Source organism: Micromonospora sagamiensis, assembly GCF_014680085.1.
Classification (GTDB): domain Bacteria; phylum Actinomycetota; class Actinomycetes; order Mycobacteriales; family Micromonosporaceae; genus Micromonospora; species Micromonospora inyonensis.
In genome coordinates, this window is the sequence record NZ_AP023438.1 from 2,184,584 (window position 1) to 2,208,035 (window position 23,452).

At 72.8% G+C, this 23,452-nt stretch carries 21 protein-coding genes; 3 read left to right on the forward strand and 18 right to left on the reverse strand.

The window, feature by feature from the left end; translation table 11 throughout:
- Positions 1 to 13 precede the first annotated feature (13 nt).
- The 9 genes from IGA62_RS09205 to IGA62_RS09245 form a co-directional block, all read right to left on the reverse strand.
- Positions 14 to 916, reverse strand: coding sequence for a hypothetical protein (locus IGA62_RS09205; RefSeq protein WP_145815407.1), 903 nt, complete (start codon positions 914 to 916; stop codon positions 14 to 16).
- 136 nt (positions 917 to 1,052) lie between these two features.
- A complete protein-coding gene (locus tag IGA62_RS09210) occupies positions 1,053 to 3,278 on the reverse strand; it encodes a RecQ family ATP-dependent DNA helicase (protein ID WP_145815406.1) in 2,226 nt (741 codons plus the stop codon).
- Between the two features lie 89 nt (positions 3,279 to 3,367).
- Positions 3,368 to 4,492 (reverse strand): branched-chain amino acid ABC transporter permease, encoded by a 1,125-nt coding sequence (locus IGA62_RS09215; RefSeq protein ID WP_145815405.1) that lies wholly within the window; start codon positions 4,490 to 4,492, stop codon positions 3,368 to 3,370.
- Entirely contained in the window at positions 4,489 to 5,379 is an 891-nt protein-coding gene (locus IGA62_RS09220) for a branched-chain amino acid ABC transporter permease (protein ID WP_145815404.1), read from the reverse strand. Before IGA62_RS09220 ends, IGA62_RS09215 begins: the two co-directional genes overlap by 4 nt.
- Complete coding sequence (locus IGA62_RS09225) at positions 5,376 to 6,161, reverse strand: ABC transporter ATP-binding protein (protein WP_145815403.1); 786 nt, start codon at positions 6,159 to 6,161, stop codon at positions 5,376 to 5,378. Before IGA62_RS09225 ends, IGA62_RS09220 begins: the two co-directional genes overlap by 4 nt.
- Positions 6,158 to 6,901 (reverse strand): ABC transporter ATP-binding protein, encoded by a 744-nt coding sequence (locus tag IGA62_RS09230; RefSeq protein ID WP_145815402.1) that lies wholly within the window; start codon positions 6,899 to 6,901, stop codon positions 6,158 to 6,160. The genes IGA62_RS09225 and IGA62_RS09230 overlap by 4 nt, the downstream gene beginning before the upstream one ends.
- Positions 6,902 to 6,908: 7 nt before the next feature.
- The gene (locus IGA62_RS09235) at positions 6,909 to 8,114 is read right to left on the reverse strand and encodes a substrate-binding domain-containing protein (protein WP_145815401.1); all 1,206 of its coding nucleotides are present in this window, start codon (positions 8,112 to 8,114) and stop codon (positions 6,909 to 6,911) included.
- 201 nt (positions 8,115 to 8,315) lie between these two features.
- Positions 8,316 to 8,600, reverse strand: a complete 285-nt coding sequence (locus IGA62_RS09240) for a hypothetical protein (RefSeq protein WP_145815400.1) — start codon at positions 8,598 to 8,600, stop codon at positions 8,316 to 8,318.
- Entirely contained in the window at positions 8,597 to 9,013 is a 417-nt protein-coding gene (locus IGA62_RS09245) for a DivIVA domain-containing protein (protein WP_198501217.1), read from the reverse strand. Before IGA62_RS09245 ends, IGA62_RS09240 begins: the two co-directional genes overlap by 4 nt.
- Before the next feature lie 261 nt (positions 9,014 to 9,274).
- Here IGA62_RS09245 and IGA62_RS09250 point away from each other — a divergent pair, with 261 nt between their 5' ends.
- Positions 9,275 to 9,541, forward strand: a complete 267-nt coding sequence (locus IGA62_RS09250; protein ID WP_377464334.1) for a GntR family transcriptional regulator — start codon at positions 9,275 to 9,277, stop codon at positions 9,539 to 9,541.
- A 158-nt stretch (positions 9,542 to 9,699) separates the two neighbouring features.
- On the opposite strand, the gene IGA62_RS09255 is transcribed toward IGA62_RS09250, so the two are convergent.
- Entirely contained in the window at positions 9,700 to 10,680 is a 981-nt protein-coding gene (locus IGA62_RS09255) for a phosphotransferase enzyme family protein (RefSeq protein WP_186499708.1), read from the reverse strand.
- A 272-nt stretch (positions 10,681 to 10,952) separates the two neighbouring features.
- Complete coding sequence (locus tag IGA62_RS09260) at positions 10,953 to 12,074, reverse strand: glycerophosphodiester phosphodiesterase (RefSeq protein WP_145815398.1); 1,122 nt, start codon at positions 12,072 to 12,074, stop codon at positions 10,953 to 10,955.
- A 95-nt stretch (positions 12,075 to 12,169) separates the two neighbouring features.
- Between IGA62_RS09260 and IGA62_RS09265 the strand changes: the two genes are divergently transcribed.
- Together IGA62_RS09265 and IGA62_RS09270 are read left to right on the forward strand one after the other, a co-directional pair.
- A complete protein-coding gene (locus tag IGA62_RS09265) occupies positions 12,170 to 13,552 on the forward strand; it encodes a TrkH family potassium uptake protein (protein ID WP_342353900.1) in 1,383 nt (460 codons plus the stop codon).
- The gene (locus IGA62_RS09270) at positions 13,542 to 14,216 is read left to right on the forward strand and encodes a potassium channel family protein (RefSeq protein ID WP_145815396.1); all 675 of its coding nucleotides are present in this window, start codon (positions 13,542 to 13,544) and stop codon (positions 14,214 to 14,216) included. Before IGA62_RS09265 ends, IGA62_RS09270 begins: the two co-directional genes overlap by 11 nt.
- 24 nt (positions 14,217 to 14,240) lie before the next feature.
- Here the strand turns inward: IGA62_RS09270 and IGA62_RS09275 are convergent, their stop codons facing one another.
- The 7 genes from IGA62_RS09275 to IGA62_RS09305 form a co-directional block, all read right to left on the reverse strand.
- The gene (locus IGA62_RS09275) at positions 14,241 to 16,052 is read right to left on the reverse strand and encodes a serine/threonine-protein kinase (protein ID WP_145815395.1); all 1,812 of its coding nucleotides are present in this window, start codon (positions 16,050 to 16,052) and stop codon (positions 14,241 to 14,243) included.
- A 107-nt stretch (positions 16,053 to 16,159) separates the two neighbouring features.
- Entirely contained in the window at positions 16,160 to 17,713 is a 1,554-nt protein-coding gene (locus IGA62_RS09280) for a fused MFS/spermidine synthase (RefSeq protein WP_145815394.1), read from the reverse strand.
- A gap of 36 nt (positions 17,714 to 17,749) precedes the next feature.
- Entirely contained in the window at positions 17,750 to 18,763 is a 1,014-nt protein-coding gene (locus tag IGA62_RS09285; RefSeq protein ID WP_145815393.1) for a coiled-coil domain-containing protein, read from the reverse strand.
- Positions 18,764 to 18,914: 151 nt separating this feature from the next.
- On the reverse strand, positions 18,915 to 19,727 hold the full coding sequence (locus tag IGA62_RS09290; protein ID WP_145815392.1) for an inositol monophosphatase family protein: 813 nt from the start codon (positions 19,725 to 19,727) through the stop codon (positions 18,915 to 18,917).
- Positions 19,720 to 20,172: a response regulator gene (locus IGA62_RS09295; protein ID WP_091452189.1), complete on the reverse strand. Its 453-nt coding sequence runs from the start codon at positions 20,170 to 20,172 to the stop codon at positions 19,720 to 19,722. The genes IGA62_RS09290 and IGA62_RS09295 overlap by 8 nt, the downstream gene beginning before the upstream one ends.
- Positions 20,169 to 21,950 carry a sensor histidine kinase gene (locus IGA62_RS09300; RefSeq protein WP_145815391.1) on the reverse strand — a complete coding sequence of 594 codons (1,782 nt, stop codon included), beginning with the start codon at positions 21,948 to 21,950 and terminating at the stop codon, positions 20,169 to 20,171. The genes IGA62_RS09295 and IGA62_RS09300 overlap by 4 nt, the downstream gene beginning before the upstream one ends.
- Positions 21,947 to 23,200 carry a PP2C family protein-serine/threonine phosphatase gene (locus IGA62_RS09305; protein WP_186499707.1) on the reverse strand — a complete coding sequence of 418 codons (1,254 nt, stop codon included), beginning with the start codon at positions 23,198 to 23,200 and terminating at the stop codon, positions 21,947 to 21,949. The genes IGA62_RS09300 and IGA62_RS09305 overlap by 4 nt, the downstream gene beginning before the upstream one ends.
- Positions 23,201 to 23,452: the final 252 nt, after the last annotated feature.

A 23,452-nucleotide genomic window follows, 5' to 3' on the forward strand; every position in this document is an offset into this window, starting at 1 on the left:
CCGCCCCACGCCGTCAGGGCATCGTCACCGTGTACTCGGCGGTGTGCACCTCACCGGCCACCTGGAAGTCGAGGTAGAACCGGTAGCGACCGGGACCGGGCATGGTGAGCCGGAACATCACCGCGCTCCCGGCCAGCTCCGTCTCCGGATGCACGTGCAGGTAGCCGAGGTCGCCCTCACGGAGCACCACCAGGTGTCCGTACGCGCCGAGGTAGCGCTCCAGCGTGGGCGTGGTGTCACCGACGCGGACCCGGAACGCCATCGGCGCGTCCACGCCGATGCGGGGATCGCCCTGGAAGTCGACGGTGAACCGGTCGACGGTGGCGGTCCGGGCGGCCGGGGGCAGTTCCCGGGGGGTGTACGCGCCGGCCACGACCAGGTCCACCCCGAGGGTCACCGGCGTCTGCGCGCCGTCGGGGGTCAGTGCGGCGAAGTCGGCGTACGCCCGCCAGATCCCCGGCTCGGGCAGGATCAGCGGCACCGACCAGGTGCCGTCGGTGGCCATCGTCGGGTGCAGGTGCTGGTAACCGGAAAGGTCCCGGCGCACCACGATCAGGTGCATCGGCTTGTCGTGCACGATCGCGAACCGGGTCACCGGCCGCTGCCCCGTCTCCTGGATCTGGAAGCGGAACTCGGCGGCCCGGCCCGCGGTGAACGTCCCGTCCAGCGGCACGAGGGTGTAGCCCGCCGAGGTGACGGCCAGGCCGCCGACCTCCGTCGTCCCGCCGTCGGGGTGCGCGTGCGCGGGGGTGCCCGCCGGGTGGCTGTGCTCGGCGCCGGCCGTCGTGGACGTCCCCGCCACCGACGACGGAGGGGGGTTGAGCCGCCCGATGCCGAAGCCGGCGATCAACGAGAGGACCAGCCCGGCCACCACCAGCGCCAGCCGGAGGGTGCTGACGGGGAACTGGTCGTTCATGAGGTTCACGGTACCGTCGGGACGGCTGGTCACCGGGCGGCCACGGCGACGGGGTGGTAACGGTCGCATTCCGCCCTGGCCGGGAACTTTTCCCACCCGGTCCGTCCCCCGACGCGCCGGCCGGGCGGCCCGGGTCTCAGCCGGCGACGGCCAGGGCCAGGGGTAGGACGTCCGGCGCGCCGTGGCGGCGCAGCAACCGCGCCACCAGGGTCAACGTCCAGCCGGAGTCGACCAGGTCGTCGACCAGCAGTACCGGGCCGGTCAGTCCGGCGAGCGCGGCGGCCAGCTCGTCCGGTACGGCGAAGGCGTCGTGCAGCACGCGTACCCGTTGGGCGCTGTTGCCGCGCGGACCGTCCGGGCCGGCGGCGCCGGTCGGCGTGACCTGGCCGAGCAGGGGTAGCCGGCCGATCGCGGCGATCCGCTCCGCGAGCGAGCCGACCAGCCGGGGGTGCCGTCGGGAACCGACCGCCACCACGCCCACCGGACGACGCGGCCAGGGGTCGTCCCCGTGGGACCAGGCCTTGAGCACCTCGACCACGGCTGCGGCGACGTCGTCCGGCAGCGGCGCGTCGGCGGCGTCCGGACCCGCCAGGGCACGCAACCGCCCACCCCATCCGAGGTCGGAGAGGCGCCCGACCGCGCGTCCCGGCAGCGCCTGCTCCGTCGCGGGTATGCGCCCCTTCAGCGGTACGCCCACCGTGTCCAGGCCGGTGGGCCAGAGCTTCTTCGGCGGGAGGTCCACCCCGGGGCGGCCGAGGAACGCCTGCGCGGCGGTGAGCGCCGGCCCGGAGACCGTGGCGTCGAAGAGCGGCCCGGCGCACCGGTCGCACCGGCCGCAGTCGGTGGCCGTGTCGTCGTCCAGGCAGTCCCGCAGGTAACGCATCCGGCAGCCGGGCGTGCCGGCGTACTCGCGCATCGCCTGCTGCTCGGCGGTGCGCGCCTGCGCGACGCGACGCAACCGGGGCTCGTCGTAGGTCCAGGGCTCGCCGGTGGCGAGCCAGCCGCCGCGCACCCGGCGGACCGCGCCGTCGACGTCGAGCACCTTGAGCATCATCTCCAGGCGGGCCCGGCGCAGGTCGACCACGGGTTCGAGGGCCTGGGTGGAGAGCGGCCGGTCGGTGCGCAGCGCGGCGAGCACGGCCCTGACCTGCTCCTCCGGTGGGAAGGCGAGCGAGGCGAAGTACCGCCAGATCGCCGCGTCCTCGGCACCCGGCAGCAGCAGCACCTCGGCGTGCTCGACGGCCCGTCCGGCCCGGCCGACCTGCTGGTAGTAGGCGATCGGCGAGGGTGGTGCGCCGAGGTGCACGACGAAGCCGAGGTCGGGCTTGTCGAAGCCCATGCCGAGCGCGGAGGTCGCCACCAGCGCCTTGATCTTGTTGTCGAGGAGGTCCTGCTCGGCGGCCCGGCGGTCGGCGTCCTCGACCTGCCCGGTGTAGGCGGCGACCGGGTAGCCGCGGGACCGGAGGAACTCGGCGGTCTCCCCCGCCGCCGCCACGGTCAGCGTGTAGACGATCCCCGAGCCGGGGAGGCGGTCCAGGTGGTCGGCGAGCCAGCCGAGCCGGTGCGCCGGGCTGGGCAGATCGAGTACGGCCAACCGCAGCGACTCCCGGTCCAGGCTGCCCCGCAGCACCAGGACGTCGTCCCGGACGGCGATCTCGCCCGGCTGGCCGGTGCCGAGCTGCTCGGCGACGTCGGCGGTGACCCGGGCGTTGGCGGTGGCCGTGGTGGCGAGCACCGGCGTACGCGCGGGCAGGTTCGCCAGGAACGTCCGCAGCCGACGGTAGTCGGGGCGGAAGTCGTGGCCCCAGTCCGAGACGCAGTGCGCCTCGTCGACCACGAGCAGCCCGGTGGTGGCGGCCAGGCGGGGCAGGACGGTGTCCCGGAAGTCCGGGTTGTTGAGCCGCTCCGGGCTGATCAGGAGGACGTCGACCGTGCCGGCGTGGATCTCGGCGGTGATCCCGTCCCACTCGTCGAGGTTCGCCGAGTTGATGGTGCGGGCCCGGATCCCGGCCCGGCCGGCCGCCTCGACCTGGTTGCGCATCAGCGCCAGCAGCGGCGACACGATCACCGTCGGGCCGGGGCCAGAGCCGGGGCCCGGCAGATCGGCGTCGGGGCCCGATGGGGCGGCGTCGGGGCCCAGCGGGTCGGCGTCGGCGTTCCGCCCGCGCAGCAGGGCGGTGGCGACGAAGTAGACGGCCGACTTGCCCCACCCGGTGCGCTGGACGCAGAGCACCCGCCGACGGTCGACGACCAGCGCCTCGATCGCCCGCCACTGGTCCTCACGTAGCCGGGCGTGCTCACCGGCCAACCGCCGGAGCACCGCCTCGGCCCGCTCCCGTACCGCCGCCCGGTCCCACCCCATCCGCCCTTTCTACCAGCCACCCCGGGGCGGGCCGGTGTCGATCACGGGATGGGCGGGCGACGCGTCGGCGGACCGCGCCGCCCGCATGGTCAGCGAGGAGAGCGGCGGCGGGTGAGGGCGGCGCGGAGGGGGGCCAGCCGGTGGGTGAGGGTGGCGAGGCCGCCGGGGAAGAAGTAGACCGCCAGGATGAACACCGTGCCGAGCACGAACAACGGCTGGGAGAGCGGGGCGCTGAGCCAGCCGGGCAGCGCGTCCACCGCGTCGGACGCCCCGAAGGCGGTCAGCCGGTGGTCCAGGTACATGTAGAGGATGCCGCCGAGCACCGGGCCCCAACGGGTGCCCGGCCCACCGAGCACCACCATGACCAGCAGGGAGAGCGTCAGCTCGCTGGAGGTGATGTGCGGCGAGGCACCGCCGACGATCAGGCAGTAGACCGTCCCGCCGGCCGTCGCCAGCCCGCCGGCCAGGGTGAAGGCGACCAGCTTGAACCGGTACGGGTCGAGCCCGAGCACCCCGACCCGCCGCTCGTCGTCGCGCAGCCCGGCGAGCACCCGCCCGGTCGGCGAGGCGGTGACCCGGTGCACCACCAGCACGACCACCGCCAGGTACGCCAGCGCCAGCCAGTACAGGTTGACCGTGTTCGTCACGCCGACCAGCGCCGCCGGCAGCCCGGAGACGTCCAGCGGCAGCCCCTCCTCACCACCGGTCAGCCCGCCGAAGTCCCGCGCGACCAGGATCGCCCCGACCTGGGCGAAGGCGAGGGTGACCATGGCGAAGGCGATGCCCACGGTCCGCAGCGCGACCGCGCCGAGCAGCGCGGCGAGGATCGTCCCGCCGGTCAGGGTGAGCAACGCCGCCTGCCACAGCGGCAGCCCGGCCTTGGTGACCAGGACGTCGGTGCCGTACACCCCGGCGGCGAAGTAGAGCGCATGCCCGAAGGAGAGCATCCCGGTCCGCCCGAACAGCAGGTCGTAGCCGGCGGCCAGCCCACCGAAGATCAGGCAGATGGCGAGCAGTTGCAGGGTGCCGGGCGAGTTCAGCGGCCCCTCGAAGATCCCCGGCAGGTGCACCGTCGAGTACGGCAGGATCGCCGCGACCGCCAGTGCCACCAGCGGCAGGAACGGCCGCAGCCGCTGCCACACCGACGGGCGGGTCTCCGCCGGGGCGGCTTCCTTCGGCGGATCCACCACACCGTCGACCACGGAGTTCGTCATGCGGTGGCCACCTTTCCGGCGATGCCCTGCGGACGGAGCAGCAGCACCACGGCCAGCAGCGCGACGACGCAGATGTCGCCCAGGCCGGAGGTGCCGTAGTAGTTGACGAACTGTTGCAGCAGCCCGACCGCGACGGCCGCGTACGCGGAGCCGACCACCGAGCCCATCCCGCCGATCACCACCACGATGAACGCGAAGATCAGCAGCGAGCTGCCCTGGCCGGGCGAGACCGAGCCGAAGTAGACCCCGCCGAGCGCCCCGGCCAGCGCGGCGGCGGCCCCGCCGATCGCGAAGACCAGGGTGAACGCCTTCCGCACATCGATGCCGAGCGCGGTCACCATCTCCCGGTTCTCCACCCCCGCCCGGATCACCAGGCCGTACCGGGTGAAGCGGAGGAAGGCCAGCAGCGCGACGAGCACCAGCACCGCGGCGACGATCAGCAGCAGCCCGGCGTTCGGCACCTTCGCCCCGAACACCGGGGTCACCTCCCGGGTCCAGGACGGGCGCGGGAACGGCCGCGGGTCGGCCCCCCACACCGCCTGGAGCAGGGCCACCCCGGCGAGCGAGAGCCCGACGGTCACCAGGACCTGCGCGATGGTGCGGGAGTAGAGCGGCCGGATCAGCACCAGCTCCACCAGCACCGCGACCAGCGCGCCGGTGAGCACGCCGAAGGCAGCGGCCACCACGAAGCCGAGGCCGTCCGGGCCGGCGCCGGGCAGGTTCCCCGCCGCCCACCAGGTCGCGTACGCCCCGACGCCGAGGAAGAGCCCGTGCGCGAAGTTGAGCACGTCGGCCAGCCCGAACACCAGGGAGAGCCCGGAGGCGACCAGGAAGTAGAGCGCGGCCAGCCCGAGGCCGGTGAGGGTGAGCAGTACGACCGTGCTCATCGGAGCCCGTCCTTCCTGGCGACTGCCGGGCCCGCAGGCGCACTCCCCGCGCTCGGGGAGTGCGCCTCCGCCGATCCGACGCCGAGCAGGGACTTCGTCAGGTCCGTCTCGGCGAGCAGGTCCCGGGCGGGGCCGCTCCAGGCGACCCGCCCGGCGGCGAGCACCACCGCGTCGGTGGCGAGCCGGCGCACCACGGCGAGGTTCTGTTCGACCAGCAGCACCGGCACCGTCGCGGCGACGCGTTCCAGCACCTCGGCCACCTCGGTCACCACCTTCGGGGCGAGCCCCTTCGTCGGCTCGTCGACCAGGAGCAGCTTGTTGTCGTTGAGCAGCACCCGGCCGATCGCGAGCATCTGCTGCTGGCCGCCGGAGAGCGAGCCGGCCCGTTGGCGTCCGCGCCGCTCCAGCTCGGGGAAGAGCGCGAACACCCGGTCGTACGCCGGGGTGGTGCCCCGCCGCTCGGCGAGGCGCAGGTTCTCCGCGACGGTGAGGCCGGCGAAGACGCAGCGGTCCTCGGGCACGTAACCGAGGCCGTCGCGGACCAGCCGGTGGGTGGGACGGTCGAGCAGGTTGCGCTCCCCCATCCGGACCCGGCCGGTCACCTCGCCGCCGGCCGGGGTGAGCCCGACGACGGCACGCAGCGTGGTGGTCTTGCCGACGCCGTTGCGACCGAGCAGCACGGTGACCCCGGTCGGGGCGACCGTGAAGGACACCCCCTGGAGGATGTGCAGCCCGGCGATCCGCACTGACAGGTCCTCGACGGTGAGGATGGCGGCGGTCATAGGGACTCCCCGAGGTAGGCCTCCTGGACGGTGGGGTTGGCCATCACCGTCTCCGGGGTGTCGCAGGCGAGCAGCGCGCCGTGGTGCATCACGGCGATCCGGTCGGCCAGCTCCAGGATCACGTCCATGTGGTGCTCGACCATGAGCACCGCCCGGCCGCTGTCCCCGGTCAGCGACTTGATCACGCGAACCAGCTCGGGCACGTCCTCGGCGCTGACCCCGGCCATCGGCTCGTCCAGCAGCATCACCCGGGGTTCCCCGGCGAGCAGCAGCGCGATCTCCAGCTTGCGCTTCTCGCCGTGGGCGAGGGTGCCGGCGAGCGCCGTACCCCGGTGGGCGAGGCCGACCCGGTCGAGCGCCGCGTCGGCGGCGGCGACCACCTCCCGGTCGGCCGCCGCCCGCCGCCACAGCTTCATCGAACCCCCGCGGTACGCCTGGACGGCGAGCCGCACGTTCTCCCGCACGCTGAGCGAGCCGAAGACCGAGGACGCCTGGAAGGTACGCCCCAGCCCGAGGCGGGCCCGCCGGTGCGGCGGGAGGGTGCCGATGTCCCTCCCGTCCAGCAGGACCGTGCCGTCGGTGGGGCGACGCAGGCCGGTGATCAGGTTGAACAGTGAGGTCTTGCCGGCGCCGTTCGGCCCGATCACGCCGAGGAACTCCCCGGGTGCCAGGTCGAGGTGCACGTCGTCGACGATGGCGACCTCACCGATCCGCCAGGTCAGACCGCGGGTGGCGAGCATCGTCGGATCAGCCCTTCATCGCCACGACCGGCGGCGCGGTCTCGTCGCCGGTGAGGCTCTTCTGGGCGGCTGCGGTGAACGTGGTGCCGCTGCCGGACAGCTTCGCCTGGTACATCGGCTGGAGCAGGGCGTGGTCCTCCTTGCGGATGGTCATCTTGCCCTTGACCCCGTCGAAGCTCCAGCCCTCCAGCGCGGTGACCATCTTCTCCACGTCGTCGCCACCCTCGGCGACCGCACGGACGACCATCTGGGCGGCGGCGAAGCCGTCCGGGTGGAACAGGTCGATCGCCCCGCCGGTCACCTTCGCCTTGAGGGCCTTGGCGGCCTCGGTGTCGCTGGCCCCGTCGAAGTAGTGCGACAGGAACGAGATCTTGCTGCCGGCCGCGCCGAAGGTCGCCCAGGAGGCGCGGATGTCGAGGCCGGTGACGACCGTGGTGGAGGTCAGCACGCCCTGCTGGTCGAGGGTCTGCCACATCGCCGGGGCGGTGGTGCCGGCCCAGGCGACGAAGAGCAGGTCCGGCTTGGCGGCGGTGATCTGGCTGGCGAACGGGGTGAAGTCGGTGGCGCTGGCCGGGGCCCGGACGCTGCTCACCGTCGCGCCGGCACCGCCGATGACGGCCTTGACGGCGGCCTCGTTGGCGTCGCCGAACGCGCCGTCCTGGGCGAAGACCACGACCTTCTTGCCCGCCGGGTCGCCGATGAACGACTTCGCGGTCACCACGTCCTGGTACGACTGCCGGCCGGACCGGAACGTGTACCGGTTCGCGCCGGTCACCGCGTCGGTGGCGGCCGGGCCGGAGATGAAGAGGACCTTGTTCTGCGCGGCGATCGGGGCGACCTGCAACGCCACCCCGGAGGCGGTCGACCCGGCGATGACCTTGTGCCCCTTGCCGATCAGGTCCTTCGCCGCCGAGACCGCCTTGGCCGGGTCACCGGCGTCGTCGACCTCGGTGATCTCGATGGTGCGGCCGTCGACCTTGCCGGTGCCGTCGGTGGCGAAGTCGAGGCCGGCCCTGAACCCCTCGATGTACTGCTTGCCGTAACTGGCCAGCGCTCCCGACTGGGAGTACACCAGGCCAACCTTGACCGGGGCGGCGTCGTCACCGCCACCGGAGGCGGTGTCCTGCGGGCTGCCACAGGCGGTCGCGGCGACCGCCGCGGCCATCATGGTGGCGGCGGCGAGGAACGCACGCCGCGTCGTCCGGACCGTCATTGCGACTCCACGTGAGGACTCGGAGGATGGGATATCCGTTGTCGGCTCACGCTAGGAGTGACGTCACCCACGGGCTATGTGGCGGCAACACACAAGTAACGCTGGCCGGGTGGCCGGTCGGGCCAATCGGTCACCCCGGTGTTTCCGGTCGATGGCCGGTACCGCCACCGTGACAGCACCCCTGGTGTCGGCCTCCCCCACCTACCGATGTCGGTCGACGCCACAGTCGCCGTCGTGCCCGGCCAGCCCCGGGCACCGCCGGCCCCGCGCGAACAACCGGTCGCAGAAGACCCGGTGCCGTACGCCCTGCGCGTCCTCGGCGGAGACGGTTGTCTCGGCCCGGTCCACGTCGGCCAGGAAGCTCACCGCCCGGGTGATCGACCGGGCGAAGCGCAACGCAGCGGCCAGGTCGGTGGCGACCACCGGCAGGTGCACCACGAACCGTTCCCGTTCCCGTCTGGCGGGTGTGCCCTCGACGCGGTTCACCGGTGCACCCTCGGTGCGAACCGGGACTGCCAGCTCCGCAGCGCCCGCTTGACCCGGACGTTCTCCTCGGTGGTGTAGGCCAGCTCGCGCCGGGCGACGGCCAACTCCCCGGCGACCCGGTGCAGGAACGCGTACACCTCCAGGGGGTCGAGGCCACCCCGGCGCACGCTGCGGAACTGCCGGTCGCGGACCTGCCCGGCGGTCAGCGGCCGGCAGGTGGCCGACCGGTACCACCCCTCGTTCGGCGACCGCCGCCGCCCGCCCGACACCTGCCCGCGCCGTGCCCGGTCATGCCGCGCCCGGTCGTGTTGGGGCTGGTCGCGCCGTGACTGGTGGTGCCGTGGCTGGTCGGGCTGCGGCCGATCGTGGCACAGCCGGCCCACCGGCCGGAACAGTCTCTCCAGGATTCCCATGTGCGGACACCCCTCCGTCACCCGTCGTCGGTGGAGGGCGGCCCGGTCCGCAGAAAGGGGGAATGCGGACCGGGCCGCCGGCCCCGCGACCGCAGCCCAACACGGCGGTACGACCCCGGAGCCCACTCGGACGCCCACCTCCGAGGGTTTGCCGAACCAACCGGAGCCGGACACCCAGCAACATACACAAAATGCTTGTGTAGGTCGACCCCGCAGCGTCACGACACGACCGCTTATTGCAGTTACTGGTGCAGGTCCGGCATGATCGAGGACGCCGAACCAACCGGAGTCCTCACCATGCCCACAGCACAAGCCCCATACCGTCAGATCGCCAACGACATCGCCGCGAAGATCAAGAGTGGCGAGTTGAAACCCGGCGACAAGCTCCCTTCCACCCGGGAGCTGGCAGAGGCCTACAAAGTCCACATGAACACGGCCTCGCGGGCGCTCTCGCTCCTGCACGACCGGGAGCTGATCACCGGACAGCCAGGACGCGGCACCTACGTTGCCGAACGCCCGGAGGGGTAGACGTTCACCCGCAATCTTGGACACTTTCCGTTCCATGCTGACGGAAAGTGTCCAAGATTCACCGCAGTCGGGGCCGTTGGACGCGGAAAGCCGTCGGATCACTCTCCTGGAGTGGCCGCCCGCGGAGGAGCTTCCCCGCACCTCTGACGTGGCCCCATTCACCGTACGCTCGCGGCCAGCTCAAGGACGGCGGCCAGGTGCTCCGGGGTGGGCAGAATGCGCAGTGCCTCGTCGATCTCCTGCTCGGCCCACTCCCGGTGCCGCCCCTCGGTGGCCGGATCAACGGCGACGTGGAGCTGGCGCAGCAGGAAGTTGAGCCGACTGGCGACGAGCATCGAGAAGTCGGCGGGTGCCACGATCCGGCCCGGCCCGCCGTGCCGCAGGTACGCCTCGTACATGCGGCGCATTCCGGCGAAGTCGGCGTCCGGCCCGTCGCAGCACCAGTCGAACAGCGCACGGGCCAGTTCCCGTTCCGGTGCCGCCGGCCCGAGACTGTCCCAGTCGACCACCACCAGGTCACCGGTGGGCTCGGCGAGCACGTTTCCAGGGTGCAGGTCCCGGTGACAGACGACCAGCCGGCCGGAAACGACCCGGGTCACCTCCCGCGTCAGGTCCGGCAGGCTGGCGAGCCGGTCGGCCAACCGCGCCGCCCAGGCGGTGCCCACGGCGGGCACCCGGTCCCACGCGTGCGCGGTCGGCACTTGGTGATACCAGGCGTCGGGCGGGGCGCCGCCGGCCTCGACGGCGGTGGCGGGTGCGCACCGGTGCAGCCGCGCGAGAAGAACCCCCACCGCGTGGGGAGTCGACTGGGCGGTCAGGTCGAGGGGCCGCACGTCGACCCAGTCGTAGAGGCGCAGCCAGGTCCCGCCCGGCGTGGGAACGACGTGCCGTCCCTCGCGGTCAGGGAGGCTCGCGGGCAGTCGGACCCCCGCCTCGGCTGCCCGCCGCGTGTAGGTCAGTTCCACCGCGACCTGCTCCGCCGTCGGTGGCGCCGCGAAGATCTCCTTGAGCGCGTACCGTGTGGGGCCGTCGTCGACCCGCCAGATCTGCCCCAGGGCACCCCGTGGTCCCCGGGTCGCCACGGCCCTCGCCGACCAGCCGTAGGCCCGCCGCGCGGCAGCGACCAGCTCTTCTGTCACCCGGTGAGTGTGGACGATCAAGCAACCCGGAGGAACTCCCCCGCGTTCCCGACGTGGGTGATCACCATGAGTGGTTCGCGCGGGAGATGCGGTGTCCGCCGATGACGACTTCTTCAGGTCGAAGAAGATTGCCGGCGGACTGACGGGACGCCGGTCCGGCACCCCTGCTGCCGGACGCCAGTCTGGTACCCCCCGCCGCCGGGGGCCGGCCCGCCAACCCGGGCGGTCGGGGTGGCGGGCCGGCGAGGGGAGGAACGTCGGGGTGGTAGGGATCAGGACAGGCCGGCGCGGGCGGCGACGGCGGTGTCCGGGTGGTCGGCGAAGACGCCGTCCAGACCGAGCCGGAAGAACAGCTCGTACTCGGCGGTGATGTCGCCCCGGGCGTTGGGGTCGGTGCCGGAGCGGTGGTCGACGGCGAGGAACTGGTTCTCCGCGCGGAACGTCCAGGCGTGCACGATCAGCTTCTCCCGGTGTGCGTCACGGACCAGGGTGGTCGGGGAGAGCAGCCTGCCGGCCGCGTCCCGGGGCACGATCAGGTTCTTCTGGGCCCCGATGCCGTCGGCGTAGCCGGCGATCCAGCGCAGGCCGGCCGGGGTGACCAGGTCGGCGTAGGTGCGCGGGTCACCGGCGACGGTGAAGTCGTACGGGCGGCCGCTGGCGTCGACGAGCTGGGCCAGCCTGACGTCGATCATCCGGTCCAGCTTGCGCAGGTTCGCCGTCTCGAAGGACTGGATGATCACCGGCGAGCTGGGCCGGGTCAGCTTGTTGGCGCGGAGCACCTGCACCAGGGGCTCCTCCAGGGGCAGGCCGATCGAGGCGAAGTAGGTGGGGTGCTTGGTCTCCGGGTAGACACCGATCTCCCGGCCCCGCTTCCGGCCCTCCTCGCGGGCCAGGTCGACGACCTCCTGGAGGGTCGGCACCTCGAACCGGCCGTCGTACGCGGTGTTGGTGACCCGGACCTGCGGCAACCGCTCCTTGGCCCGCAGCGTCTTCAGCTCGGCGAGGGTGAAGTCCTCGGTGAACCAGCCGGTCACCGCGACGCCGTCGATGGTCTTCGTGGCCTTCCGCGCGGCGAACTCGGGGCGGGCGGACACGTCGGTCGTCCCGGAGATCTCGTTCTCGTGGCGGGCGACCAGCACGCCGTCCCTCGTCGGGACGAGGTCTGGTTCGATGTAGTCCGCGCCCATCCGGATCGCCAGCCGGTACGCCTCCAGGGTGTGCTCGGGCCGGTAGCCGCTCGCCCCACGGTGGGCGATCACGACCGGCCGGTCGGTGGCCCGCGACCGGTCCGGGCGGGCCTGCGGTTCGGCCCCGACGGCCGTGGCGGTGGGCACGGCCACCGCGACCGTGAGCAGCGCGCCGGCCACACCGAGGGCGGAAAGGGTACGTCGCAACGCCGTCTCCTGTCATCGAAAGGGATCGCGACCAGCCAAGCGGCGACGGACGACCGGGAGTTGGTCTCCGCCTGGCCGGCAGGTGAATGTCAGGGATGGCCGTTTCCGCACCCGGGAGCGGGGTGGGCCACGAAGATTGGCTGGTGCGCCGGCTTCTCCGTCACCCCGTGCGGATCGTGCCCCTGGGTTTCCTGGTCGCGATCCTGCTCGGCACCGGCGTGCTGATGCTGCCTCCGGCGACCGAGGAGCACCGGTACACCCCGTTCGTCACCGCCCTGTTCACCGCCACCTCGGCGGTGTCGGTCACCGGGCTGGCGGTGGTGGACACCCCGACCTACTGGACCCCGGTCGGGCTGGTGATGATCACCGTGCTGACCCAGCTCGGCGGGCTTGGCATCCTCACCGGCGGAACGCTGGTCGTCCTGGTGGTGGCCCGGCAACTGGGGCTGCGGACCCGGCTGCTGGTGCAGGCGGAGACGGCCGAGTTCGGCATCGGTGACGTACGGCGGGTGCTGCTCAGGATCGGTTTCACCATGCTGGTCTGCGAGGCCGTGATGACCGCGGTCCTGGCCCTGCGCTTCATGCTCGGCTACGACTACCCGGCGGGCCGGGCCGTCTGGTACGGCTTCTTCCACGCCGTCCAGGCGTTCAACAACGGCGGCTTCTCCCTCTACTCCGACAATCTGGTCGGATTCGCGCACGACGGGTGGATCACGCTGCCGTTGGCCTTCGGCACGATCATCGGAGGGCTCGGCTTCCCCGCGCTGTTCGAGGCCACCCGGAGCTGGCGACGACCGGGCCGCTGGACGGTCAGCACCAAGCTGACCGTCTGGGGCAGCCTGGTGCTGCTGCTGGTCGGCTTCGCCGTCCTGCTGGCCGCCGAGTGGGCCAACCCGCGCACGCTCGGCCCGTTCGGCTGGGAGGGCAAGGCGCTGGCCGCCTTCACCCAGGACGCGTACATCCGCACCGGCGGGTTCAACACGGTGGACGTCAACGGGCTGGACGAGGCGAGCTTCCCCCTGCTGATCGCCCTGATGTTCATCGGGGGCGGCAGCGCCAGCACCGCCGGAGGTATCAAGGTCGCCACCTTCTTCCTGCTGGCCTTCTGCATCTGGGCCGAACTGCGGGGCGAGCCGGACGTCACCGTCGGACGCCGCCGGCTGGCGTCGGCGAGCCAGCGCCAGGCGCTCACCGTGGCCCTGCTCAGCGTCGCGCTGGTGGTGGCCGGCACGGTGACGTTGATCCTGCTGACCGAGGGGGTGAGCTACGACCGGGCGCTGTTCGAGGTGACCTCGGCGTTCAGCACCACCGGGCTCTCCACCGGCGTCGCCCAGACGCTTCCGGCCGCCGGTCAGGTCACCCTGATCGTGCTCATGTACATCGGCCGGGTCGGCACGCTCACCCTCGGCTCGGCGATCGCGTTGAACACCCGCAGACGGCTGTACCGGTACCCGGAGGAGCAACCCATTGTCGGCTAGAGGCAACGACGGAAAGAGCCACGGCGTCGTGGTGGTCGGGCTGGGCCGGTTCGGCACCTACCTGGCCGCCTCCCTGACCCAACTCGGTCACGAGGTGCTCGCCATCGACCGCGACCCGCAGACCGTGCAGCGGTGGTCGTCCCGGCTGGACCGGGTGGTGCAGGCCGACTCCACCGACGAGACGGCGCTGCGCCAGCTCGGCATCACCGACTACGAGCGGGTCGTGGTGTGCATCGGGGCGGCGGTGGAGGCGAGCGTCCTCACCGTCCTCGCGGTCACCGAGGTCGGCGGGTCGACGATCTGGGCCCGTGCCACCTCCCGTAAGCACGCCCGGATCCTCTCCGCGGTCGGCGCGCAGCACGTGGTCTTCCCCGAGGCGGAGACCGGGGAGCGGGTGGCCCACCTGATCGTCAGCAAGATGCTCGACTTCATCGAGTTCGGCGACGACTTCGCCATCGCCAAGGTTCGGGTGCCGCGCCCCCTGATCGGCCGTGCCCTGGCCGAGGTCGCGCCGGACGACCGCTTCGGCGTCATGGTGGTCGGGGCCAAACTGCCCGGGGAACGGTTCGAGTACGCCACGCCGGCGACGGTGCTCACCGAGGGTTCCCTGCTCATCGTCGAGGGCAGCATCGAGCAGGTCGGACGCTTCGCCGGGATGACCTGAGGCCGACCGGGAAGCTCCCGGGCCTCACGCCCCGGCCGGGTCGCCGCTCTCGTCGCCGCCGCCGTCGCCACTCTGGTCGCCGTCGCCGTCGCCAGCGCCGTCGTCGCCGTCGTCGCCGCCGGTGTCGTCAGGACTTGGCGTTACGGTGGGATCCGGTTCCGGCTCCGTCACGGACGGCTCAGGTTCCGGACTTTCCTCTTTTTTTCCCCCACCGCTCTTTCCGCTGTCGCCGCCGGTCTCTCCACCCTTGTCGCTCTTATCGCTCTTGTCGCTCTTCTCCCGCTTCTCGGTGCCGGTGCCGGTCGTGGTGGAACCGCCGGACCGGGTCGTGCCACCGCCGGCCGGGGTGACCCTCGGGGGCGGAACGGGTGTGGGCGAGGTGCCGGCCACCCCGGCGACCTGCACCTCGCAGGTGTCCTCGCCGAGCTGGAACCGCACCGGCAGCGGGTTCGACCCGGCGTACCGGCCGGTCAGGGTGACCTTCTCGGCGGCACCGGGGGCCAGCGTGGCCCCTGCGGCGGCGGGCCGGACCTCGACGGTCCGGTCCTGCTGACGCACCACTGTCGGGTTCGGGCCGGTGACCGTCTGGTCGCCCGGCAGGGTGAAGCGCATCGTCCAGTCCCGCAGTTCGGCCGAACCGGTGTTGGTCAGGGTCACGTCGGCGGCGAAGGTGCGGCCGTCGTCGCGCCGCAACGCGTAGTTGACCGTGCAGGGGGCCGGGCGGTCGAGCCCCATCCGGGCCTCGTCCGGGGTGACCTGGTCGCCGTTGGCCGCCTGCTGGCCACTCATCCCCCACACCACGCCGGTCACCGCGAGCAGCCCGGCCGCCACCGCGCCCGCCTGCGCCTGCCGCCGTCGCCGGCCCGCGACGCGTCGCGACCGGCTCATCGACAGCGGCAGCGCGTCGGTCGCCGCCGACCAGGGCAGGATCGTGGTGTTGGCGGCGGCCAGCAGCGCCGGGTCGGACGGCCCGGCCGGCGACACCGGTACGACGGCAGCCACCCCGGCCGCCTCGGCGAGGGTACGGGCCAGGTCCACGCTGGACGGCCGGTCCTCGGGGCGCTTCGCCAGGCAGCGGCGCACCAGCTCGACCACGTCGTCGGGGAGCCCGGGCACCGGCGGCATCGGCTCCGGGTCGGTGTGCATGTGGGCACGCAGCATCTGCGTGGTGGTGCTCGCCTCCCAGGGAAGCCGACCGGTCAGCATCCGGTACAGCAGCAGCCCCACCGCGTACACGTCGGTGGCCGGGGAGACCTGACCGTTCTCCAGCCGTTCCGGGGCGAGGTACGCCGGGGTGCCGAGCAGCGTGCCGTCCGGTCCCTTCTCGCTCTCCCCGACCAGGGCGGAGATGCCGAAGTCGACGACCTTCACCCCGGTCGGGGTGAGCATCACGTTCCCCGGGGTGACATCCCGGTGCACCACGCCCCGGGCGTGCGCGGTGGCCAGCGCGGCGGCCGTCTCGGCGGCGATCGCCAGCGCCTCCCGCCAGGGCAGGCTCCGGTCCCGGCCGAGCCGGGCGGTCAGCGGCGGGCCGTCGACCAGCTCCATGACCACGTACGGGACGGTCAGCCCGACCTGCTCGGACTCGCCGTAGTCGTAGACGTTGGTGATGTGCGGGTGGACGAGCCGGGCGGCGGCCTGCGCCTCGGTGCGGATCCGGTGGCGGAACGACCGGTCGCTGGCCAGCCGGGAGGCGAGCACCTTCACCGCCACCTGGCGACCGAGCACCTCGTCGTAGCCCCGCCAGACCACCGACATGCCGCCCGCGCCGATCTGTTCGATCAGCCGGTACCGGTCTCCCAGCAGTTGCGCGCCTTTCCTGACCCCTCCGCCCATGGCAACATCTGTTGCCCGCCGGGGCGGGAAGTTACACCGAGCCCGGCAAAATCGGTCACGATCGTCACCAACCGGAGACGTTCCGGGGTAGCGGCGGGCGGCCGCGCTCAGGCGGTGGCGAGAAGCTGGTCGACCGGGGCGTAGTCGTCGGTCAGCACCAGTGCGTCGCCGACGAACGCGGTCAGGTCGGCACCGGACAGCAGCCGGGTCGGCTGGTCGAGAGGGGCGAGCCGGTCCTCGACCGCGGTCAGCGGCAGCGGCTCGTCCGAGGCGACGATGAGGAAGTTGGCCCCGTACTCGCCGCGCAGCGCGGCCGGCGGGGCGATCAGCGCCACGTGCCGGAACTCGGCGGCCACGGTGGCGACCTCGGCACGGATGAAGCGCAGCGGCGGGTAGTCGATGACGTTCTGTACGTAGATCCCGCCGGGACGGAGCACCCGGTGGATCTCGGCGGCCATCTCCCGGGTCGCCAGGTGCCACGGCACCACCAGGTGGCCGAAGGCGTCTCCCACCACGAGGTCCCGACTGGCGGCGGGTTCCCCGGCGACCAGCATCCGGGCGTCGCCGACCTCGGCACGCAGCTCCGGGCCGGTCCGCAGCCCCAGTTCCGCCCGACCCAGGTCGACCAGTCCCCCGTCGATCTCGAAGACCAGGTTGTCCGTGCCGGGCCGGGTGGCGGCCAGGTACCGGGGCATGGTGAAGCCACCCCCGCCGACGTGCAACACGTCCATCCGCTGCCCGGTCGGGGCCGCCACGTCGGCGACCGCCCCGATCCACTGGGTGTACTCGAACTCCAGGTGGGTCGGGTCGGCCAGATCGACGTACGAGTGCTGGGCGGAGTTGAGCAGCAGCGTCCGGCCGCTCGGCCGGCTGCCGTCCACCTCGACCGACGCGCAGTGGTACGCGGTCTCCACGTCGCACGGGTCCGGCGCGACGGCGGCCAGGCCCGCCCCGGCCAGCCCGAGCACCGCCACCGCGGCCCGGACGCGGGCCGGACCGGGCAGCCCGGTGCGGTCCTGCCGATGCAGGTAGACACCGAGGGCGACCCCGGTCAGGCCGAGCGCCACCGCCAGGCCCACCATGATGACCGAGCTGGGCAGGGCCGCCACCAGGACGAACCCGGTGGCGAGGGTGGCGGTGATGCCGCCGAGGGTGCCGATTCCGGAGAGCCGTCCGACCACCTGCCCGGTCCGGCGCAGGTCGGCGAGCTGGAGCTTCACCACCAGCGGGCTGACCGCCGACAGCAGCGCCGCCGGCACGAACACGGCCGCCGCGACGAGCAGCAGGATCGCGCTCGCCGCACCGCCGCGCAGCACCTCACCGGCGTACCGGACCACCGGCAGGGTGACCGCGGTGGCGATGCCGGCCAGCACCAGCGCCGGGGCGAGCAGGGGACGCGGGTCCCGCCGGTCGGCGAGCCAACCGCCGGTCCACGCGCCGTACGCGATGGCGGCCAGCGCGATCCCGATCACCGAGCTGGTGACCTGGAGCGTGACCCCCACGTACGGGCCGACCAGGCGCAGGGCCACGGTCTCCAGCACCAGGACCGCCCCGCTGGAGAAGAAGACCAGGAACGCGGCGAGGCCGTTGGGCAGCGCGCGACCGGTGACCGGCGCGGGCGGCGCGACGTCGACGTGGACGCGGGACTTCGGGGAGCTCACCGCTGCGATGGTACGCAGCGTTCCTGGTGGAGACGGTCAGTACATGGAGAGATGAACGTGGTTCGTGTGGTCGGCGGCCGGGCTGCCGCTGCCGCCGTACGCCCGCCAGCCGGTGCCCGGGTGCCAGATCTGCCGGTACCAGATCACGTAGAGCACGCCGAGGCGGCTGGCGTTGCGCACGTACCAGGCTGCCAGCCGGTCACCGTAGTCCTTGTCCCCGCCGGTCGCCGTCCGGTCCTCGAAGCCGTTCGTCGCGGCGGCGAAGTCGCAGGCCCGCCCCTTCGGGTGCTCGCCGGACCCGCCGCTGCGGTAGCAGGAGACATACCGGCGGTAGCCGGCCGACTGGGCCTGCTGGAGGGCGTTGAGGGTGCGCGGGGTGATGCAGCCCGAGGTGGTCGGGTCGTTCACCGAGCAGGACTCCGACGGCCAGGAGCCGTCCGGGTTGCGCGGCGCCGGCCGGGCCGAGGCGGAACCACCGCTGCCGAACCCGCCGCTGGGGCCGGAGCTGACCGCGGCGAGCGCCCGCTCGGCCTCCCGCTTCTTCTTGGCCAGCAGGTTGACCTGCTTGAGCTGCTCGCGGACCTCGGCGTCGATGGCCAGCCTGGCCCGGTCGGCCCGGTTGCGTTCCTCGGTCAGCGCCCGCACCCGCCGGGCGTCCCGCTGGGCCATCACGTCGAGTTCGGCGGCCCGTTGCAGGAACGACTCCGGCCCGGTGCTCTGCAACAGCAGTCCGGTGGCGGTCAGCCGCCCCTGCTTGTACGACTGGACGGCCACCTCGGCCACCTGGGCGGTCAGCCCGACCAGCCGCGACTCGATCTTCTTCACCTCGGCGGTCAGCAGGATCTGCCGCTTCTTGGAGTTCTCCAGCTTGGCGGTGGCCTCGAGATGCCCCTTGGCGCTGGCCTCCAACGCGTCCCGCAACGCCTTGGTGCCGCCCTCGCCGGGCTCGGCGTGGGCCGGGGCGGGCCCGCCCAGCACCAGCGCCACCACGGCGAGCAGCGCGACCAGTGGCCGGAGGCCACGACACCGGTGGAGAGCCGTCCTGCGCACGAAAGTCGATGTCCTCTCGTCAGCCGGGGCCTGGTGGACGTGGGGCTCCCGGCCCCGGGTGCGTCCTCGGCGGGGACCGCCGGTCACAATACCGGACCGCCGGCCGCCGGCCGAGCCGGCGACGGCCCGGGTCGCGGACCCGGGCACGCCGTCAGTCGGCGAGCAACGCGGCGTGCACCTCGTCCCAGATCCGCTCGTTGGCGGCGACCAGGAGCCCGTGGTCGTCGACGGCCGGATCGTAGTCGGTGCCGTCGAACCGGCGGACCACCCCGCCGGCCTCCCGGACCAGCAGCGCGCCGGGCACGTGGTCCCAGGGGAACGTCCGCCAGAAGAGGACGAAGTGCTGCGCGCCGGCGAGCACGTCGAGGTACTCGCGGCCGGCGCAGTGCAGGCCGGGCAGGAGTTCGCCGAGCCGCCGGCCACCGGCCGTCACCCGGGACCGCATCGACGGCGGCAGGTAGCGGCTCATCGCCGCACCGCGCAGCTCACCGGGGGACGGCACCGGCCCGGTCGTGTCGACCGCCCGGTCGCCCAGGCGTACGCCCGCGCCGGCCCGGCACACGGCCAGGGTGTCGGCCAGTGGGTCGAGGATCCAGGAAGCCGCCGGCTCGCCATCGGTCAGCAGGGCCACCATCAGGGCGAACGGCCGCCGCCCGGCGGCGAAGTTGGCGGTGCCGTCGACCGGGTCGACCAGCCAGACGTCACCCGCACCACGCACGTGCTCCAGGAGTGCGGGGTCGGCGGCGACGGCCTCCTCGCCCACCACCACCGAGCCGGGACGCAACCGGAGCAGTTCCTCGGAGATCATCGCCTCGGCCCGCTGGTCGGCGACCGTGACGACCTCGCCCGGGGCCTTCTCGGTGATCTCGTGGTCGTCGAGGCGCTGGAACAGCGGCACGACGACCCGCTCGGCGGTCTCGCGGAGGAGGTCGCCGACGGCGTCGAGCAGGGCGTCGTCAGCCACGCGGCGGCAACTTGACCACGCTGACGAAGAACTCGTCGATCTGCCGGACCACCGAGATGAACCGTTCGAAATCGACCGGCTTGGTCACGTACGCGTTGGCGTGCAGCTGGTAGCTGCGGAGGATGTCCTCGTCGGCCTGGGAGGTGGTGAGCACGACCACCGGGATCCGGCAGAGCGCGTCGTCCTTCTTGATCTCCTCCAGCACCTCCCGGCCGTCCCGCCGCGGTAGGTTCAGGTCGAGCAGGATCAGGTCCGGCGTCACCGCGTCGGCGTACTGGCCCTCGCGCCGCAGGTAGGCGAGCGCCTCGGCGCCGTCGGAGACGACGGTCAGCCGGTTGCGGAGCTTGTGCTCCTCGAACGCCTCCTGGGTCATCAACACGTCGCCCGGGTCGTCCTCCACGAGAAGGACCTCGATCGGGCTCCTGCCGTCCGCCGGAGCGGTCATCCCACTGTCTCCTTCGTGCCATCCGTCCTGCCGCTCGTCGCCTGGTCCGGACGCTGGTCGTCAGCGTCCCGAGCGGTGTCGGCGGTCGGCCCGGTCGTTGCCGTGTCGTCCATGTCGGTGGGACGGGCGGGCACGCCCTCCCCGGCGTCGGTGCTCCCGAGCGACTCGTCGCCCTCGGTCGCCCCGGTGTCCCCGTCCGGCTCCTCGGCCGCCGCCCGTGCGGCCTCGACGTCTCCGGGCAGCGCCGGGAGGGTGAACCGGATGGCGGTGCCCTCCTCGGTGTCGGTGTCGACCCAGACCCGGCCCCCGTGGTACTCGACGATCTTCTTGACGATCGCCAGGCCGATGCCCGTACCGGGGTAGGCGTCCTTGGAGTGCAGCCGCTGGAAGATGACGAAGATCTTGTCCGCGAACTCCGGCTCGATCCCGATGCCGTTGTCCTGGCAGGTGATCTCCCACTCGTCGTCGCACAGCCGCGCCGAGACGTGCACCCTCGGCGGCACGTCCGGCCGGCGGAACTTCACCGAGTTGCTCACCAGGTTGGTCAGGAGGTTGGTCAGCAGGGGTTCCTCACCCCGGATGGTGGGCAGCTCCGACCAGGTCAGCTCGGCTTCGGCCTGCTGCCGGGCCACCTCGGTCTGGCCCGCCACGTCCGCCATGACCTTGTTCATGTCCACCTCGGTGAAGCCGGTGGTGAGGCGGCCGATCCGGGAGAAGGCGAGCAGGTCGTTGATCAGGCGCTGCATCCGCTGCGCACCGTCCACCGCGAAGGCGATGTACTGGTCGGCGCGGTCGTCGAGCTGCCCCGCGTAGCGGCGCTGGAGCAGCTGGCAGAAGCTCGCCACCTTGCGCAGCGGCTCCTGGAGGTCGTGCGAGGCCACGTAGGCGAACTGCTCCAGGTCGCGGTTGGAGCGGACCAGCTCCTCGGCCTGCTTCTGGAGCTGCGTGTTGACCCACTCGATCCGTTCCCGGGCCTCCCGGACCTCGGTCAGGTCCTTGGCGATCTTGCGCCGCATCGCCTCGACGTCGTCGGCGAGCTGTTGGAACTCCGGTGGCCCGGATCCGCTGATGTGGTGCTGGTAGTCGCCCTCGGCGACCTCCCGCACCTGGTCGGCCAGGCCGGTCAGCGGCCGGACGACCATCCGTTCCAGCGAGACCAGCAGGAGCACGCCGGCCACGACCACCACCAGCGCCGCGATGACGAGCAGGACGACCAGCAGGTTGCCGGTCTGCCGGATGCTCCGGGCGTTGGCCTCCCGCTCGGCGATGATCCCGGCGTCCAGCCGGGCGACCGAGGCGCGCACCTGGTCGAACTGCTGCCGGGTCCGGTCGTCGATCAGACCCTGCGCGGCGGTGGTCCCGTCCTGCTGCACCGTGGTGATCACCGGTACGGCCACCGTGCGCCGCCACTGCTCGGCCTGCGCGCGGACGACGTCCAGGTCCCGCCGGATGCCGGGGTAGTCGTCGACGAGCCGGCCGATCGACTCGATCAGCTTCTGTTCCTGCCGGACGCCGTCGTCGTACGGCACGAGGTCCTGCCGGTCGCCGCTGACCGCGTACCCACGGACCGAGGTCTCCTGGTCGAGCAGCGCGTTGAGCAGTTCCTGCGCCTGGACGCGCAGCGGGCCGGTCCTGGTCAGCAACGCGTCGGTGTGCGACCGGTTCCGGGCCGCCACCGTCGCCTCGGCGGCGGCCAGGCCGATCAGCAGCACGCCGACCACCGCCAGGAGACCGACCACCCGCTGCCGCAGCGTCCAACCCCGGCCGACCGCCGTCACCGGCCACCGCCCCGGCTCACCAGCAGCATCGCCACGTCGTCGGCGAGCGGGCCACCGTTGATCTCCTCGGCCCGGCCGACCAGCCAGGCCGGCAGCTCGGGCAGGGGCACCATCTGGTTGGCCGGATCACCGACCAGTGCGCTCAGCCCCGGGACGTCGAGTCGCTCCTCGCCGTCACCCACGCGTCCTTCGATCAGACCGTCGGTGTACATCAGCAGGGACCAGTCATCGGTGGAGAACTCCAGGTCGAAGGCAACGGGCCGGCGGGGGCGTACGCCGAGGAGCAGGCCGCCCGGGGCGGGGACCGGCGCGACCCCACCCCCGGCGATCAGCAGCGGCGGGGGGTGCCCCGCCAACCGTACGGTGGCCCGGTTGGCGTCCAGGTCCAGGCAGGCGGTGGCGACGGTCGCGAAGATCTCCTGGAGTCGGCGTTCGCTCATCAGCACCTGCTCGAGGGCGGGCAGCACCTCGTCGTCGGGCACCCCGGCGAGGATCAGGGCACGCCAGGCGACCCGCAGCTCCACGCCGAGTGCCGCCTCGTCCACGCCGTGTCCGCAGACGTCGCCGACGATCAGGTCGATCCGGCCCGGCCGGGTCTGCACCACGTCGTAGAAGTCCCCGCCGATCAGGGCGGCGTGCCGGCCCGGCCGGTAGAAGGTGTGCACCGCGATCCGGTCGCGCTCCATCAGCAGCGGCGTCGGCAGCAGGCCACGTTCCAGGCGGGCCGACTCGGCCTGCCGCAGTTCCACCTCGCGGAGTCGGCGGGCATTCTCGTCGGCCCGCTTCCGCTCGACGGCGTAGCGCAGCGCGCGGGTCAGCAACACGCCGTCGACCGTGCCCTTGACCAGGTAGTCCTGTGCGCCCTCGGCGACCGCGACGATGCCCAGGTGCTCGTCGGAGCGGCCGGTGAGCACGCAGACCGCGGCGCCGCCGGCCATGTCGAGGACCTGACGCAGGCCGTCGAGGCCCTGGGCGTCGGGCAGGCCGAGGTCCAGCAGGACACAGTCGACCCCGAGGACCCGCTGCCGGGCCTCGCTCAGGCTCGTGGCGACCAGCAGCTCGATCATCGAGTTGGTCTCGGCGAGCAGTTCACCGACGAGAAACGCGTCGCCCTCGTCGTCCTCGACCAGCAGGACCCGCAACCGCTCGCCCGGCGGCAGCGTCGGGTGCCGCCCGAGACCGCCGTGCGGGTACGCCAGCGGCGCGACGGTGGATCGGGACAGCCCCGTCCCCGGCACGGACCGGGTCACCGCCGCGAGCCGCGGAAGATCACTACTGATGTCGGGCTCCTTCCGAGTGCCCTGCTGATCCTGTATTAGACAACGGTCGCACACAACACGACGGCTGCGGCATGGGCGTGGATGGACTCCGTCACTGCGCACCGGCGGACAAAACGACCCCTCGTCGTGCCGGTCGGCGGTGGCCTGCTCAGGCGGGCCGGGCCCGCTCCCACCGGACCACACCGCCCTGCTCCGACCGAACCGGACGGTCACGCCTCTCCC